Genomic DNA, 14,547 nt, shown 5'->3' with positions numbered 1-14,547 from the left:
TGACGGATCAGCCGTGCGTCAGCCCGGCCGCCTCGATGCCGGCGATGCAGGCGGCCTCGTCCTCGTCGCCGGTGCCGCCGGACGCGCCCGCGGCGCCGAGGACCGCGCCCGAGGCATCCCTGATCAGCACCGCGCCGGTCTGCGGCAGGAACTTGCCCTGCGCCGTGGCGGCCAGCGCGCCGAAGAAGTGCGGGTTCTCCCGGGCGCGGCCCAGCAGGGTGCGGCTCGAGGCGCCCATGCCGACCGCCGCCCACGCCTTGCCGGTGGCGATATCGATGCGGAACATGCTGGCGCCATCCTCGCGCTGCGCCGACTTCACGTGGCCCGACTCGTCGAGCACGACGACCGCGAGCGGCCGGATCTTCATCTCGCGCGCCCTGGCGAGCGCGCCCGAGATGATGGCGTTGGCCTGGGCGAGGGTGAGCGGCATGGCGCGAATCCTGCGGGCGGGTCAGGGCGTGAGCATAGGCAGGCGCTACTTCCGCGTCAGCCGCTGGACCAGCAGATCCACCTGGTCGTAGTTCTCGAAATGGATCGTCATGCGGCCTTCCTCGCCGCGGCCGGCATGGTCGATCTCGACGCGCAGGCCCAGCGCCTCGGTCAGCGTGCGCTCGAGCGATCCGGTGTCGGGATCCTTCTCCGCGCCCTTCGCCGTCGACGGCGGCCTGGCGCCTGGTCCGCCGCGAGCCGGGGCCTTCGACTTGCTCCATCCCGGCGGCACGCCCTTGCCGTCCCAGCCCGCCTTCGCCGCTTCCTTTGCGACATTGCCCAGGCGCTCGAACTCGCGCGTGCTCAGGCCCTGCTCGTGGCCGAAGCGCGCCAGCGCGGTCGGATCCCTGGTGCCGAGCAGCGCGCGGGCCTGGCCGGCGTCGAGCCGGTGGTCGGCGATCATCGCCACGACGTCGGCCGGCAGGTCGAGCAGGCGCAGCGTGTTGGCGACATGGGCGCGGCTCTTGCCCACGGTGGCGCCGATGCGCTCCTGGGTGTGGCCGAACTCGCTCTGCAGGCGACGATAGGCGATCGCCTCCTCGATCGGGCTGAGGTCGGCGCGCTGCACGTTCTCGATCAGCGCGATCTCCAGCGTGTCGCGATCGGCCAGTGGCCGGATGACGACCGGCACCTCGTGCAGCTGCGCGCGCTGGGCGGCGCGCCAGCGCCGCTCGCCGGCGACGATCTCGTAGCGCTGCGGCACGGCGGCGCCGTCGGGTCCGCGCAGCGGGCGCACCAGGATCGGCTGCACCAGGCCATGCGCGGCGATCGACTCGGCGAGCTGGGCGAGGCCTTCCTCGGGGAACTCCAGCCGCGGCTGGTACTTGCCGCGCTGCAGCCACTCGATCGGCAGGGTCGAGGTCGGCGTCACCGGCGGCGGCGGCGCAGCGGCGGGCGCGGATGACGGGTTTTTTGCGACATTCGGCGTTTCCACCGGCGTGTCATCGCCCAGAAGCGCGGCGAGGCCGCGGCCCAGCCCACGCGGCTTGATCGGCTCCTTGCTCATCGCGCGACGTCCTCTCGTGCGGGAATGCCCAGGCGGCGGCGGCGCAGCAGCTCGCCCGCCAGCAGGATGTAGGCCTGCGAGCCGGCGCAGTCCTTGTCGTAGACCAGCACCGGCAGGCCGTGCGAGGGCGCCTCGGAGATGCGCACGTTGCGCGGGATCGTGGTGCCGAAGGCGACCTCGGCGAAATGCCCGCGCACGTCCTTCTCGACCTGGACGGCGAGGTTGTTGCGGCGGTCCATCATGGTCAGGATGATCCCGGCGATATGCAACCTGGGATTGAGTGACCTGCGGATGCGGTCGATGGTGCGCACCAGGTGGCCGACGCCCTCGAGCGCGAAGAACTCGCATTGCAGCGGCGCCAGCACCGCGTCGGCTGCAACCAGGGCGTTCAATGTCAGCAGGCCGAGCGAGGGCGGGCAGTCGATCAGGATGACGTCCCAGCGCGTGTGAGCACCGCTTACATCGAGCGCGTCGCGCAGCCGGAACTCGCGCCGCTCGAGGTCGATCAGCTCGAGCTCGGCGCCGGCGAGGTTCACGTTGGCCGGCGCGACATGCAGGTTGGGGATGCGGGTCTCGACGATCGCCTCGTTGAGCGGCGCCTGGCCGAGCAGCGCCTCGTAGGAACCGGTCTTGCGTTGCGCCGCGCCGACCCCCAGCCCGGTCGAGGCGTTGCCCTGCGGGTCGAGGTCGATCAGCAGCACCTTCTGGCCCACCGCGGCCAGGGCGGTGGCGAGGTTGATCGCCGTCGTCGTCTTGCCGACGCCGCCCTTCTGATTGGCCAGCGCGTAGATGCGAGGGGGCGTCGGCAGGTCTTTGGGGGCGGGGGCGTCGGGCAAATCGACTCTCAGGCTCGCGGGCGCAGCCGCGAGATCCTGAGGATGGAGGCACCTGGCTCCGTCGCACTGGGCACGCGCTGGACGTCCATCATCCAGTCGCGCGCCGCCTCGGTCAATTCGCTGTCGACGTTAACGCCCTTGTGGAAAAGGCAAATAGCGGGGTCAGTCGCGAACGGGGCCGCCCAGGCGAGCAGTTTGGGCAGCGGCGCCAGGGCCCGGGCGGTCACCACGTCGACCGGAAAGGGCTCAAGCGCCTCAATCCGGGCCGCCTTGACCGAGGCATTGGGCGCGATGGCGCGCGCGACCTCGATCAGGAAGGCCGCCTTGCGCTGGTCGGCCTCGACCAGGGTGACGGCGATCTCCGGGCGTTCGGCGGCGATGACCAGGCCGGGGAAGCCGGCGCCGGAGCCCAGATCGATCAGCGTCCGGGTATTCTCTGGCAGAAGCCCGAGGAGCTGCAGCGAATCGTCGAAATGGCGTCGCTCCAGATCGTCGAGCGTGGAGCGGCCGACCAGGTTGATCGAGCGCTGCCATTTGCGCAGCAGCGCGGCGTAGGTCTGAAGCTTGGCCGAGTGTTTCACGTGAAACGCCGCCCTGCCCGGCCCTCGGGATGTTTCACGTGAAACGTCGGACGTGGCGCAGCAGCGCGACCAGGGCCGCCGGTGTGACGCCCGCCAGCCGGCCGGCCTGACCCAGCGTGGCAGGACGATGCGCGGTGAAGATCTGCCGGATCTCCGCCGACAGGCTGCCCATGCCGCCGTAGTCCAGGTCATCGGGCAGCGCGAGGGCCTCGTCTCGCCGATAGGCCTCGATATCGGCCTGCTGGCGCCGCAGGTACCCGGCGTAGAGCGCATCTATCTGCAATTGCTCGACAATCGGCGCGGCCATGCCCTTCAGCTCGGGCCAGATCGCCGCCAGGCGCTCCAGGGTGACCCCCGGCAGGGCGAGCAGATCCTGGGCGCTGCGCACCACCCCGTCCTGGTTCACCGCGATCCCGTGCCGCGCCGCCGCCGAGGGCGAGAGCGCGTGGTTCGCCAGCAAGGCACGTCCGGCCGCCAGCGCCTGCGACTTCGTCGCAAAGGCGGCCGCCCGGACAGCACCGACGCAACCGACCTCGACGCCCCGCCGTGTCAGGCGCTGGTCGGCATTGTCGGCGCGCAGCAGCAGCCGGTACTCCGCCCGCGAGGTGAACATGCGATAGGGCTCGGGCGCGCCGCGCGTCACCAGATCGTCGATCATCACGCCGATATAGGCCTCGGCCCGATCGACGATGAAATCCCGCTCGCCGGCGGCATTGATGCCGGCGATCAGCCCCTGCGCCGCCGCCTCCTCGTAGCCGGTCGTGCCATTGATCTGGCCGGCGAGATACAGGCCGGCAATCCGCCTTGTCTCCAGCGTATGGCGCAGCTCGCGCGGGTCGACATGGTCGTACTCAATGGCATAGCCCGGCCGCAGCATGATCGCCGCCTCCAGGCCGGGGATGGTGCGCAGCAGCGCCGCCTGCACCTCGCGCGGCAGCGACGTCGAGATCCCGTTGGGATACACCGTGATATCGTCGAGCCCCTCGGGCTCGAGGAAGATCTGGTGCCGCTCGCGCTGGCCGAAGCGCACGACCTTGTCCTCGATCGACGGGCAATAGCGCGGGCCGGACGACTCGATCTGCCCGGAATACATCGGCGCGCGGTGCAGGTTCGCCTGGATGATCGTATGCGTTGCCGGAGTCGTGGAAGTAAGGAAGCAGGAAATCTGTGGAACAGTGATTCGATCGGTGAGATAGGAGAACGGCACCGGCGGGTCGTCACCGCGTTGTTCCACGAGCGATTTCCAGTCGATGCTGCGGCCGTCGAGACGCGGCGGCGTGCCGGTCTTCAGCCGCCCGAGCTGGAAACCGAAGCGCGCCAGGGTGCGTGACAGTCCGCTGGAGGGCGGCTCCAACGAGTCCTGCGCATCCATCGCCTCGGCCGAGCGCGGCAGGTCGCTCGGCCCGCCCGCTTGGCGCTGCCCACGCGCGCGGCCGGCCGGGATGGTGACCTCGCCGCAATGGATCAGCCCGCGCAGGAAGGTGCCGGTGGTCACCACGACCGCCCGGGCGGCGATCCGCCCGCCATCGCCGAGCTCGACCCCCGCCACCCGGCCCGCATCGTCGAGCCAGACATCCTCGACGGCGCCCGCGCGGACCTCGAGCCCGGCCGTCTCCGCCAGGATCCGCTGCACCGCCCGCCGGTACAGCGCCCGGTCGGCCTGCGCCCGCGGGCCGCGCACCGCCGGTCCCTTGCTCGCGTTCAGCGTGCGGAACTGGATGCCGGCACAATCGATGGCGCGGCCCATGACGCCGTCCAGCGCATCGATCTCGCGCACCAGATGGCCCTTGCCCAGGCCGCCGATCGCCGGATTGCACGACATCTCGCCGATGGTGGCGACGTCGTGGGTCAGCAGCAGCGTGCACGCGCCCATGCGCGCGGCCGCGGCCGCCGCCTCGGTGCCGGCGTGGCCGCCGCCGATGACGATGACGTCGTATGTCGCTCGATCGCTCACCGCGCGCAGATTGCGAACGACCCCGGCCGAGTCAAGCCTGCCGAACCGCCCGGGACTCGCCTGCTCCTCCTGGCATCCTGCCCTGATGTGTCCTGGGTGACAGCCCTGCCCGAGCGAATGGTCCATCCAGTCGACAGCTGCAGGCGGACCTTCAGACGGTCGACATCGTGCAGACCGGGACGAGCGCGCTGAGCTCGCCCCCGGTGAAGCGGATCGACTGCCAACTGCGCGCGATCAGCATCGACGACGGATGGGAGTAGTGAAATGCCGGAAGTGGACATGAACATGGGCGACCGCATCACGCAACGCGTCCGCCAGTTCTTCCAGAAGGGGCACAAGAGCGGCAACAAGCTCTATGCCGTCAAGATCAATGGTGAGGATGATCAGCCGCTATGGAATACGATCCAGTTGAAGGCCGAAACGCGCGATTGGCATGCCGGCGAGGCGCGTGATCTGCGGCTCGCCTGGCCCGGCTCGAATTACGCTCTCGCGCAGTCCCTGATCCGGGTGCCGATCGAAGACCGTTCCGGAAATTGCCAAGAGCAGGCCGCCCTGGCGGCCTGGCACGTGCTCAAGTCGGAATTTCTCCCGCGCAACCGGATCCACATGGTCTCCATCACCCATCCGGGAGATCACGTGTTCTGCCTGGTGTCGCGCGTGCCGATCCCCGAGACCGCGCGGAATTTCGCGAGCGTCAGTCAGTTCGTCCAGTCCCGCGTCGCGCCGAGCTACCTGGTCATCGATCCGTGGCTGAACACCTGCTGCAGCGCCGACCAGTATCTGCTCCGGGGCGGGCAGAAGCTCGACAAATGGCAGGCCGGCGGCAAGCGGGTCTCCTGGCACGCGGGCAGCCAGGGGCCCGGCTGGTATCCGCCGGGCGGCGAATACAAGACCGTATTCGGTCAGGCACCGCTGCAGATCGCTTCGTTCTAGAGTGGGATTGGCAGCGCGTCAGCGGCGGCCGCGCGAACATGCGCTCGGCCGCCGCTGATGACACATCACGAGTTCGCTCCAACGAGCCAAGCCCGACGCCAGCCAGCGCACGCCTGCGCAAGGCCTCGCGTGGCGAGGCCGATGTCGATCGTGCCGTTCAGCACCTGCTCGATGAGGTCGCGCGCCTGGGCGGGCAACAGGTCGAAGCCGCGCCTGACCCACGTCATCTCGCGATCGAGCGCCATGCCCTGGCCGGTCGGCGCGATGCGCCCGCCCGTGCGGCGGAACACCGGCGCAGGGTCATCGCCACGCCTCCAGGGGCCTAACTTTGCCTGACGTCAGCGTGACACACGGCAAACTCCATCGGATTTGGACCATTCCCGCCACGCCGATGCAGCATGGCTGCTGTATTCTCTGGCCAGACGTTCGAACACGGGGCGAAGCCCATGGTTCTGCCGGTGCAATCCTTGTTTCGTTCACCCGAGGTGTTCACTGCCCGCCACTGGTGTGATCCAACCTGGCCGGCCACCACCGCTGGCGTCGGCGACCTCATTGTCCGCCTGCGCCGCAACCGGACGCGGCAGCTGCATGCTGCCTTTTTGCACGCCGAACGCAATCTACATGCTCCTCGACGGAGCAATAGAAGCTTGCTCACCTAGAGCTAAAGCGATTATAAAACATTCATACTTAAGACATTGTTCTGATAGGATTATAGCATGTCGAATGAAATCTTGGTCATCGAGGACGACGCGTTCCTTCGCGACGAGATCGTCGACTTTCTCGCGCGCCGCGGGCGCAACGTCGTGTGCTGCGAATCCATCGCGCAGGCCGACGAGGTCTGCCAGCAGGGGCTGAAGCCGCGGCTGATCCTCTCCGACATTCACCTGCCCGACGGCGATGGCGTCAGCTTCTGCGTGCGCATGGCCGACAGTCTTCCCACAACCAAATGGGTGCTGATGTCCGGCAACCGCGAGTTGGTGCGCTACGGCACCCTGGCGCGCCTGCCCTCGGTGCAGGTCGTCGACAAGCCGGTGCCGCTGGCGGTCCTGGCCCGCTTCATCGGTGCACTCGATGCCACCCCGGCCTGACCCCACCACTACCGACCCGACCCTGCGCCGCCTGGTGCTGCTGGTCGAGGACGAGATCGAGCTGCTGGCGGAGATCTCCGCCTTCCTGCGCCGGCGCGGCCACGAGGTGCGCACGGCCTCGAATTTCGACGAGGCGCTCGAGCAGCTCAAGGCGTGCTCCGACCGGCTCGACCTCCTGCTCACCGATGTGCGCCTGCCCGGCGGCAGCGGCCTGGACCTGCTGCGCTCGGCCGGAGTCGACAGCGAGAAGACGCCGCGCCGGGTGGCGATGACCGGCCACCTCGACCAGGAAGGCATCGACCAGGCCGAAGCCTCCGGCGCCGAGCACGTCCTGCTCAAGCCCTTCAGCCTGTCCGAGCTCAACCGCGCCATCCAGGCCGGCCTGCGTCCGCGTAACGGTTCCGGCGACGATCGCTAGCCCTGCCCAGCCGACGAAAGAGACCCATGGTGGCCATGTCCGACAGCCGATCGCCCGTGCCTGACAGCGAGGGGGCGGCGCTCTCGGTCGAGCACGCCCAGCAGGTGCTGGCGCCGGCCCTGGGCGACAAGCCGTCGCTCGGCCTCTGGGACTTCGTCCGCGAGCTGCGCCTGGTCCTGCTGATCGGCGCGCTGATGGTCGGCATCATCGCCATCGGCACCATCAAGCTCAACGACGCCGCCCGTCACGACGCGCACGCCACGGCCTATCGCGACGCCGAGAGCCTCACCGCCATCGTCGCCGAGCAGGTGCAGCGCACCCTGGCCAATGTCGACGAGCGCCTGCGCTTCGTCGCCCACGAGATTCGCCGCGCCGACGGCGCGGTCTCGCTGCGTCGACTGGTCGACGACGGCGCCGTCTCGCTCGACCAGGTGATCCTGCTGAGCCTGGTCGACGCGCAGGGCCGCCTCGTCCAGACCAATGAGGGGCCGATCGCCGATGGTCCCGATCTGTCGGCCCGCGGCCACATCGCCACGCATCTGCGCACGCGCACGAGCGGACCGCTGATCGGCGAACCCGTCGTCGGCCGGGTCAGCGGCAAGTGGTCGATACATGTCTCGCGCCCGGTGCGCAGGGCCGACGGCAGCCTGCTCGGCATCGTCGTCGCCGCCGTCGATCCCGCCTATTTCGCCGAGTCGTGGCGCGGCCTGAAGCTCGACGCCGGCGGTCACATCGAGATGATCGGCGCCGACGGCGTGCTGCGGGCGCGATCCCACGCTTTGGAAGCGGCGCTGGCCGCCGGTGTCACGGCGCCCGATCTCGTCGAGGCGGCGCGCGGTGCCGACAGCGGCCGTCTGCGGCGCGCCCTGGCCGACGGCCAGAGCCTCTCGCACTTCCGCCGTCTCGACGGCGTGCCGCTGATCGTCTCCGTCGGCTTCAATGTCGGCGCCATCGAGCGCTGGGTCGACGCGCAACAGACGCGAATCATCGCCGGCGCGCTCACGCTGGCGATTCTCCTGGCCATCATTCTCGTCCTGCTGGGCCACCGCACGCTGGCGATCCATGCCGAACGCATGCGCGCCACGGCGACCACGCGCCTGCTGCTCGAGGCGATCGACGCGCTGCCGGTGTCGTTCGGCCTCTACGACCGCGACGAGCGCCTGGTCCTCTACAATCGCCGCTCCGCCCAGCTCAACGGCGCGGTGGTCGGGCCGCAGGCGCTGGGCCGCACCTTCGCCGAGCTGCTCGACGGCTTCATCGAGCAGGAGCGGCCGCGCCATCCCAACACCGACTGGGCGGCCACGCGCCAGATGCAGCTCGACGGCTTCCACGCCGGCGAGCCCTTCGACTCGCCGGCCGCCGACGGCACCTGGCAGCGCAATTTCGGCGTCGCCATGGCCGATGGCGGGCGCGTGCGCATGCAGCTCGACATCACGCCGCTCAAGCGCCGCGAGAACGAGCTGCAGTCCAGCCGCCGGCGCTACGAGAGCCTGGTCAATTCGCTGGCCGACGTCGTTTTCTCCTGCGACCGCGCCGGCGCGATCTCCTACATCAGCGCCCGCGTGACCCGCTTCCTGGGCTACGCCGCCGACAGCCTGAACGGCCGCGACATCCTCTCGCTGTTCCACGAGCAGGACCACGACAAGGTGAGCCGCGCCATGCGCAGCGTGCACCCGCGCGGCGCGCCGCTGACCGTGGTCTGCCGCGCCGTGCGGCCCGACGGCGCCGCGCGCTACGTCGAGATCCGCCTCGGCGCCGGCGAGTCGGACGAGGCCGGCAACCGCGCCATCTCCGGCGTCATCCGCGACATCCACAAGCAGCATCACCTCGTCCTGCAGCTGCGCAACGAGATGAGCCGCCTGAACTCGATCGTGCATTCCAGCGGCGCGCTGATCCTGCTGGTCGACCGCGACGGCCGCGTCACCATGGCCAACAGCGGCTTCCTCGCGCTCACCGGGCGCAGCCACGAGGACGTCGTCGGCCAGCCGCTCGACGTCGTCATCCCCTGCCCGCCTGACGTGCGACTGGTCGAGACCTTCGCCGTGGCCGACGGCGCGCACGCGCCGGCGCCGGTCGAGTTCGACGTCGCCCTGATCGACACGCGGCACGAGAAGCGCATCATCCGCGTCACCGCCCAGGCCGACTACGCCGAGGACGGCCGCATGCGCCACCTGGTGCTGCTGGGCGTCGACGAGACGGCGCGGCGCGCCGCCGAGGTGCGGCTGTTCGACGCCTCGCGTCTCGCCACCCTGGGCGAGATGGCCTCGAGCATCGCACACGAGATCAACCAGCCGCTGGCCGTCATCCGTCTCGCCGCCGAGACCCTGGGTGAGGAATTCCAGCTCGCCGAGCCCGACCAGATGCCGGCCGAGTTCCGCGAGTTCGCCGAGCGCAAGCTCGAGCGCATCGCCAACCAGACCGAGCGCGCCTCGACCATCATCCGCGACCTGCGCATCTTCGCGCGCAAGCCCGACGACCAGCCAACGCCGTTCTCGGTGCCCGACGCGCTGCGTGGCGCCGCCGATCTGGTGCACGAGCAGCTGCGCCTGGCCAGCGTCGCCACCGAGCTGCAGCTCGAGGAGAGCTGCGGCCAGGTGATGGGCCACGCCAACCGCCTGCAGCAGGTGGTGATCAACCTGATGCTCAATGCCCGCGACGCCATGCTCGAGAAGCCCGGCGATGTCGCGCCGGCGATCCGCGTGCGCGCCTATCCCAAGGCCGACCGCTCCAGCGTCGTCGTCGACGTCGAGGACAACGGCCCGGGCATTCCCGCGCATGTCCTGCCGCGCCTGTTCGAGCCGTTCTTCACCACCAAGCCGGGCGGCAAGGGCACCGGGCTGGGCCTGTCGATCAGCTACGAGATCGTGCGCCAGATGGGCGGCACCATCTCGGCCGAGAATCTCGAGGGCCGCGGCGCGCGCTTCCGCTTCGTCCTGCCGACCGCGCCCGAAGCAACGCTCGTCGCAGCGCCCGCCATCGCCGCGGAGTAGCTGGCAGCGTCTTCAAGGCGTTCGGGCCGCGCCGCTCCAGCGACGCGTCATGAGCGCCGCTGGAGCGGCGCGGCCCGAAAACAACCACTCCGAAACCATGCGCGACGGCCCCGCTCCGGGGCTACTTGCCGATGCAGAAGTCGCGGAACACCACGTCGAGCATGTCCTCGACGTCCATGCGGCCGGTGATGCGCGCCAGCGCGCGGGCGGCCAGGCGCACGTCCTCGGCGATCAGCTCCGGCAGATCGGGATCGGCGCGCGCCGCTTCCATTGCCCGATCGAGCGCCTGGACGCAGTGCGTCAGCGCCTCGCGGTGGCGCGCGCGGGTGAGCGGTGGCGGCGCGGCCTCGGCGCGCGCCAGCAGGCTGGTATGCTCGCCGACGATCTCGACGGCGCCGACCATCGCCGCCACCGCGTTCTCCAGCCGCTCGAGCAATCGCGCCACACCGCGGCCCGACAGCGCCGAGACGGCGAGATAGGCGGCGCGGCGCGAGCCATCGTCGGCGACATCCTCCGCCATGCCGTCGATCCCGGCGCCTTCGTCGGGCAGCAGGTCGACCTTGTTGACGACCACCAGGTCGGTGCCGCCGTTCCACGCATCGGCCGTGCTCCACACGTCGCGCGCCACGCGCCGCCAGTCGCCGGACTCGCCCGCCTCCACCACCAGCACGCGGATATCGGCGTCGCCGGCGCGCGCCCTGGCGCGGCGCACGCCCTCCTGCTCGACCGGGTCGCTCGAGTCGCGCAGGCCAGCGGTGTCGGCGAGGGTCACGGGATAGCCGCCGAGATCGAGATGCACCTCGATCACGTCGCGCGTGGTGCCGGCCGTCGCCGCGACGATCGCCGCGTCGCGCCTGGCGATCAGGTTGAGCAGCGAGGACTTGCCGGCGTTGGGCGGACCGATGATGGCGATGGTCACGCCATCGCGCAGACGTTCCCCGCGACGATCGTCGAGATGCCCGGCGATCTCGCCGCGCAGGCGCTCGATCTCGGGCCAGACCTTGGCGACGACGTTCGCCGGCAAGCCCTCGTCGGGAAAGTCGATGCTGGCCTCGAGATGGGCCACCGCGCGCAGCAGCACGTCGCGCCAGCCGTCGTACAGGCGAAACAGCGCGCCGTCGTACTGGCGCAGGGCCTGGCGCCGCTGCGCCGCGGTCTCGGCCGCCACCAGGTCGGCGATCGCCTCGGCCGAGGTCAGGTCGAGCTTGTTGTTCTCGAAGGCGCGCCGGGTGAACTCGCCGGGTTCGGCGAGACGGCAGAAATCGAGCTTGGCCAGCGCCGCCAGCGCCGCGGCGATCACCGCGCGGCCGCCGTGGATATGAAACTCGGCCATCGTCTCGCCGGTGTACGAGCCGGGCGCCTGGAACCACAGGGCCAGGCCGCGATCGATCACCTCGCCGCTCTCGGGGTCGAGAATGGCCTTGACCATGGCCTTTCGTGGCGTGGGGAGGCTGGGATCGCGTGCCGAGAAGCCGCGCTGAAACGCACCCGGCTCGGTCAGGAAGATATAGGCGTCGCCCGCCCGCTTGCCGGAAACGCGGATGACGGCGATGCCGGCCCCGGCCCGCCGCGTGGGCGCCGCCGTGGCAAGCGCGTAGATCGTGTCGTCGGCTGCAGCCATGCGACCAGCTTACCTCATTGCAGGGGGTAAAGCGCCAACACGTGCGCATCGGGCACGTGGGCGACGCGCAGGATCGGCACGCGGTCCATGGCATCGAGCGCGACGAGCCCGTGCGCGACATAGCCCGACGCGCTGTCCGGCTCGAGCAGCAGGGCGGCCAGGGTCGCCAGTCGCTGATCGAGGGTGACGAAGAAGCTGCCGGCGGGAATCGTTTCGTCATCCCTCTCCAGCTCGAAGCGCCCCAGCACCCTGCCGCCGGCGCCGCGCTCCACGGCGAGCGTCCGGTAGCGCTCGACCGTGAGCCTGGCCTGGGCGCCCAGTGAGTCGACGGCGATGCCCAGCTCGACCAGCCGGCGCGCCGCCGGCAGGGCCGAGGGCGGCAGCACGTAGCCCCATGGCCGGGGCCGCGTCACCTCGGGCACCAGCTTCAGGGAAGAGCGCCACTCGACGTTGACGGTGCGCGGCGCGCCGCTTGCCGGATCGACGAACACCATGTCGCGCCGCTCGGGCGTGGGCCGCGCGCGCACCACGAGCATACGCAGCGGATCGCGCACGAGGTCGAAGCGCCGCGACTCGTCGCGCGCGACGTTGAGCGCGATGGCGTTCCTCGCCGCGGTCTTCAGCGCCGCCTCCATGGCGATCGCCTGGGCAAAGACGCGGCGTTTCCAGTTGGTGCGACCGATGCCGATGCCGCGCGTCTCGATCAGGATGCCGGCGGCATGGCGCAGGCCGGCGGCGTTGCGCGCCAGCTCCGGCTCGATGCCGCCCATGTTGACCACCTTCGGGTCGCGATCGGCGGTGAAGTACCAGTCGTGCACCAGGCCATGGGCATCGAAGGCGTTGCGCAGCGCGGGCAGGAACGTGCCGTCCTGCAGGAGCGCGATGGCCGGAGTCAGGTTGGCCTGGGTCGCGGCCTGGACCAGCACGTCGGGCCGCGCCAGCCCGCCGAAGTTGCGCAGCCAGTTGCCGATGGCGCTGTACTCGTGCGCATCGAGAACCAGCGCCGGATCGAGCTCGCGCATCAGGCCGATCAGCACGCGCGCCTCCGGCGTGCGCGCCAGCACATGATCGCGGTTGAGATCGATGCCGTTGGCGGTGGCGCGCCGGAACGCCTCGGCGCCGTCGGGATTGGCGCGCGGCACGACGACCACGTTGATATGGGCGAGCAGCGGCACGAGGTCGCCGCGCGCCAGGCGTTCGATGATCGCCAGCGCCGCCTCGCCGCCGGCCGGCTCGTTGCCATGCTGCTGGCCGACGATCAGCACGGTGGGCCGCCCGTTGCGGCGCAGCGTGGCGATGTCGCGCTCACCCTGGGCGAAGATCGCCGCGTCGATCGCGCGGCCCTGCTGCGAGCGGCCCATGGTGCGCAGCGCGACATGCGCGACGCCCTCGCCGGTCGCGGCGAGGAACGCCGACAGCTCGGCATGCGTGGTGAAATCGACGCGGCCGGGCGCGAAGGACGGCGTGGCGTAGGTGACCCGCGGCTCGGGAAAGAGCGCGGCGACGGACGGCGCCTGCGGCGGGACCCGGGCCGGATCGAACTGCGCCGCCGCTGACGCCAGCGCGGCGAGCAGCAGCAGCTGCGAGAGGAGGAGGCGCGCGACGGGCCGGACCATCGCCTATGGTGCGGTCGCCTTGGCCGTCGAATCAATCGCGGCTTCGCCGCCGGCCTGGGCGCGCAGCCACGCCAGGAACGCCGCGACCTTGGGCAGCGCCGTCTTCCGCGTCGGGCAGACGAAGTGATAGGCGAAGTCCAGAGCGTGCGAGACGTTGAACGGACGGATCAGGCGGCCGGCGCGGATGTCGTCGGCGGCGAGGCGGCCCTTGGCCAGCGCCACGCCCTGGCCGGCGATCGCCGCCTCCAGCACCAGGCTCGACTGGTTGAAGCGCACGCCGCGCGAGGAGTCGATGCCGCTGACGCCGGCGGCGCGCAGCCACATGCGCCAGTCGGGGCAGCTCGGATCCTGGTCGGGACTGTCGTCGTGCAGCAGGGTCAGCTGGCGCAGATCGTCGGGCGTCGCCGGCAGCCGGCCGATCACCTCCAGCGACGGGCTGCACACCGGGAAGACCATCTCCTCGAGGATCTTCTCGTGGAACAGGGGCGCGTAGTTGCCGGAGCCGTAGCGGATCGCGCAGTCGATGTCGTCGGCGTCGAAATCGACCAGGTTCATCGACGCGGTGATGCGCACGTCGATCTCCGGCTGGGCGTTGCGGAAATCGTCGAGCCTGGGCACCAGCCATTTCGCCGCGAAGGACGGCGCCACGGAGACGGTGAGCGGGCCGGCCTTGCCGCCGGCCGAGATCTGCTGCAGCGCCTGCACGATGCCGTCGAAGGCCTCGGTCAGGCCGGGCAGGCAGGACTGGCCCTCGGCGGTCAGCAGCAGGTTGCGGTTGGAGCGCTTGAACAGCTCGACGCCGAGATAGTCCTCAAGCTGGCGGATCTGCTGGCTCACCGCCGCCGGCGTCACATGCAATTCGTTCGCCGCCCGCGAGAAGCTCATGTGCTTCGCCGCGACCACGAAGGCCCGCAGCGAGTTGAGCGGCGGCAGGCGGCTCAGGGTGATGCGCATCGTCGTCATATCGCGGAGGCGACCCGCCTTCGCAAGTGAGAATGTTAAATCCCCACTTTAA

At 70.3% G+C, this 14,547-nt stretch carries 13 protein-coding genes; 4 read left to right on the top strand and 9 right to left on the bottom strand.

Annotation, left to right across the window (positions count from 1 at the left end; translation table 11 throughout):
- Window positions 1–7: 7 nt before the first annotated feature.
- The 5 genes from KF889_09990 to mnmG are packed head-to-tail and all read right to left on the bottom strand — an operon-like array spanning window position 8 to window position 4,866.
- On the bottom strand, window positions 8–430 hold the full coding sequence (locus KF889_09990; protein MBX3499762.1) for a heme-binding protein: 423 nt from the start codon (window positions 428–430) through the stop codon (window positions 8–10).
- A gap of 45 nt (window positions 431–475) precedes the next feature.
- A complete protein-coding gene (locus KF889_09985; GenBank protein MBX3499761.1) occupies window positions 476–1,495 on the bottom strand; it encodes a ParB/RepB/Spo0J family partition protein in 1,020 nt (339 codons plus the stop codon).
- Window positions 1,492–2,331, bottom strand: a complete 840-nt coding sequence (locus KF889_09980) for a ParA family protein (GenBank protein MBX3499760.1) — start codon at window positions 2,329–2,331, stop codon at window positions 1,492–1,494. The genes KF889_09985 and KF889_09980 overlap by 4 nt, the downstream gene beginning before the upstream one ends.
- 8 nt (window positions 2,332–2,339) lie before the next feature.
- Window positions 2,340–2,912 carry a 16S rRNA (guanine(527)-N(7))-methyltransferase RsmG gene (rsmG, locus tag KF889_09975; GenBank protein ID MBX3499759.1) on the bottom strand — a complete coding sequence of 191 codons (573 nt, stop codon included), beginning with the start codon at window positions 2,910–2,912 and terminating at the stop codon, window positions 2,340–2,342.
- Between the two features lie 34 nt (window positions 2,913–2,946).
- On the bottom strand, window positions 2,947–4,866 hold the full coding sequence (gene mnmG / locus KF889_09970) for a tRNA uridine-5-carboxymethylaminomethyl(34) synthesis enzyme MnmG (protein ID MBX3499758.1): 1,920 nt from the start codon (window positions 4,864–4,866) through the stop codon (window positions 2,947–2,949).
- Window positions 4,867–5,130: 264 nt separating this feature from the next.
- Here mnmG and KF889_09965 point away from each other — a divergent pair, with 264 nt between their 5' ends.
- Window positions 5,131–5,799: a hypothetical protein gene (locus KF889_09965; GenBank protein MBX3499757.1), complete on the top strand. Its 669-nt coding sequence runs from the start codon at window positions 5,131–5,133 to the stop codon at window positions 5,797–5,799.
- 65 nt (window positions 5,800–5,864) lie between these two features.
- Here KF889_09965 and KF889_09960 read toward each other — a convergent pair whose 3' ends face one another.
- Window positions 5,865–6,089 carry a hypothetical protein gene (locus KF889_09960; protein ID MBX3499756.1) on the bottom strand — a complete coding sequence of 75 codons (225 nt, stop codon included), beginning with the start codon at window positions 6,087–6,089 and terminating at the stop codon, window positions 5,865–5,867.
- Between the two features lie 426 nt (window positions 6,090–6,515).
- Here KF889_09960 and KF889_09955 point away from each other — a divergent pair, with 426 nt between their 5' ends.
- The 3 genes from KF889_09955 to KF889_09945 are packed head-to-tail and all read left to right on the top strand — an operon-like array spanning window position 6,516 to window position 10,295.
- On the top strand, window positions 6,516–6,887 hold the full coding sequence (locus tag KF889_09955; GenBank protein MBX3499755.1) for a response regulator: 372 nt from the start codon (window positions 6,516–6,518) through the stop codon (window positions 6,885–6,887).
- The gene (locus KF889_09950) at window positions 6,871–7,305 is read left to right on the top strand and encodes a response regulator (protein ID MBX3499754.1); all 435 of its coding nucleotides are present in this window, start codon (window positions 6,871–6,873) and stop codon (window positions 7,303–7,305) included. The genes KF889_09955 and KF889_09950 overlap by 17 nt, the downstream gene beginning before the upstream one ends.
- Before the next feature lie 35 nt (window positions 7,306–7,340).
- Entirely contained in the window at window positions 7,341–10,295 is a 2,955-nt protein-coding gene (locus KF889_09945; GenBank protein MBX3499753.1) for a PAS domain S-box protein, read from the top strand.
- A 121-nt stretch (window positions 10,296–10,416) separates the two neighbouring features.
- Here the strand turns inward: KF889_09945 and mnmE are convergent, their stop codons facing one another.
- From mnmE to KF889_09930, 3 genes are read right to left on the bottom strand one after another with little or no spacing between them, the layout of a single operon-like run.
- On the bottom strand, window positions 10,417–11,916 hold the full coding sequence (gene mnmE, locus KF889_09940) for a tRNA uridine-5-carboxymethylaminomethyl(34) synthesis GTPase MnmE (GenBank protein MBX3499752.1): 1,500 nt from the start codon (window positions 11,914–11,916) through the stop codon (window positions 10,417–10,419).
- Window positions 11,917–11,930: 14 nt separating this feature from the next.
- Window positions 11,931–13,532 carry a M14 family metallocarboxypeptidase gene (locus KF889_09935; protein MBX3499751.1) on the bottom strand — a complete coding sequence of 534 codons (1,602 nt, stop codon included), beginning with the start codon at window positions 13,530–13,532 and terminating at the stop codon, window positions 11,931–11,933.
- A gap of 3 nt (window positions 13,533–13,535) precedes the next feature.
- Entirely contained in the window at window positions 13,536–14,486 is a 951-nt protein-coding gene (locus KF889_09930; protein MBX3499750.1) for a transcriptional regulator GcvA, read from the bottom strand.
- Window positions 14,487–14,547 lie beyond the last annotated feature (61 nt).

The sequence above is a fragment of the Alphaproteobacteria bacterium genome, assembly GCA_019635875.1.
Lineage (GTDB): Bacteria > Pseudomonadota > Alphaproteobacteria > Reyranellales > Reyranellaceae > JAFAZJ01.
This window is presented reverse-complemented; position numbering and strand designations above follow the sequence as displayed.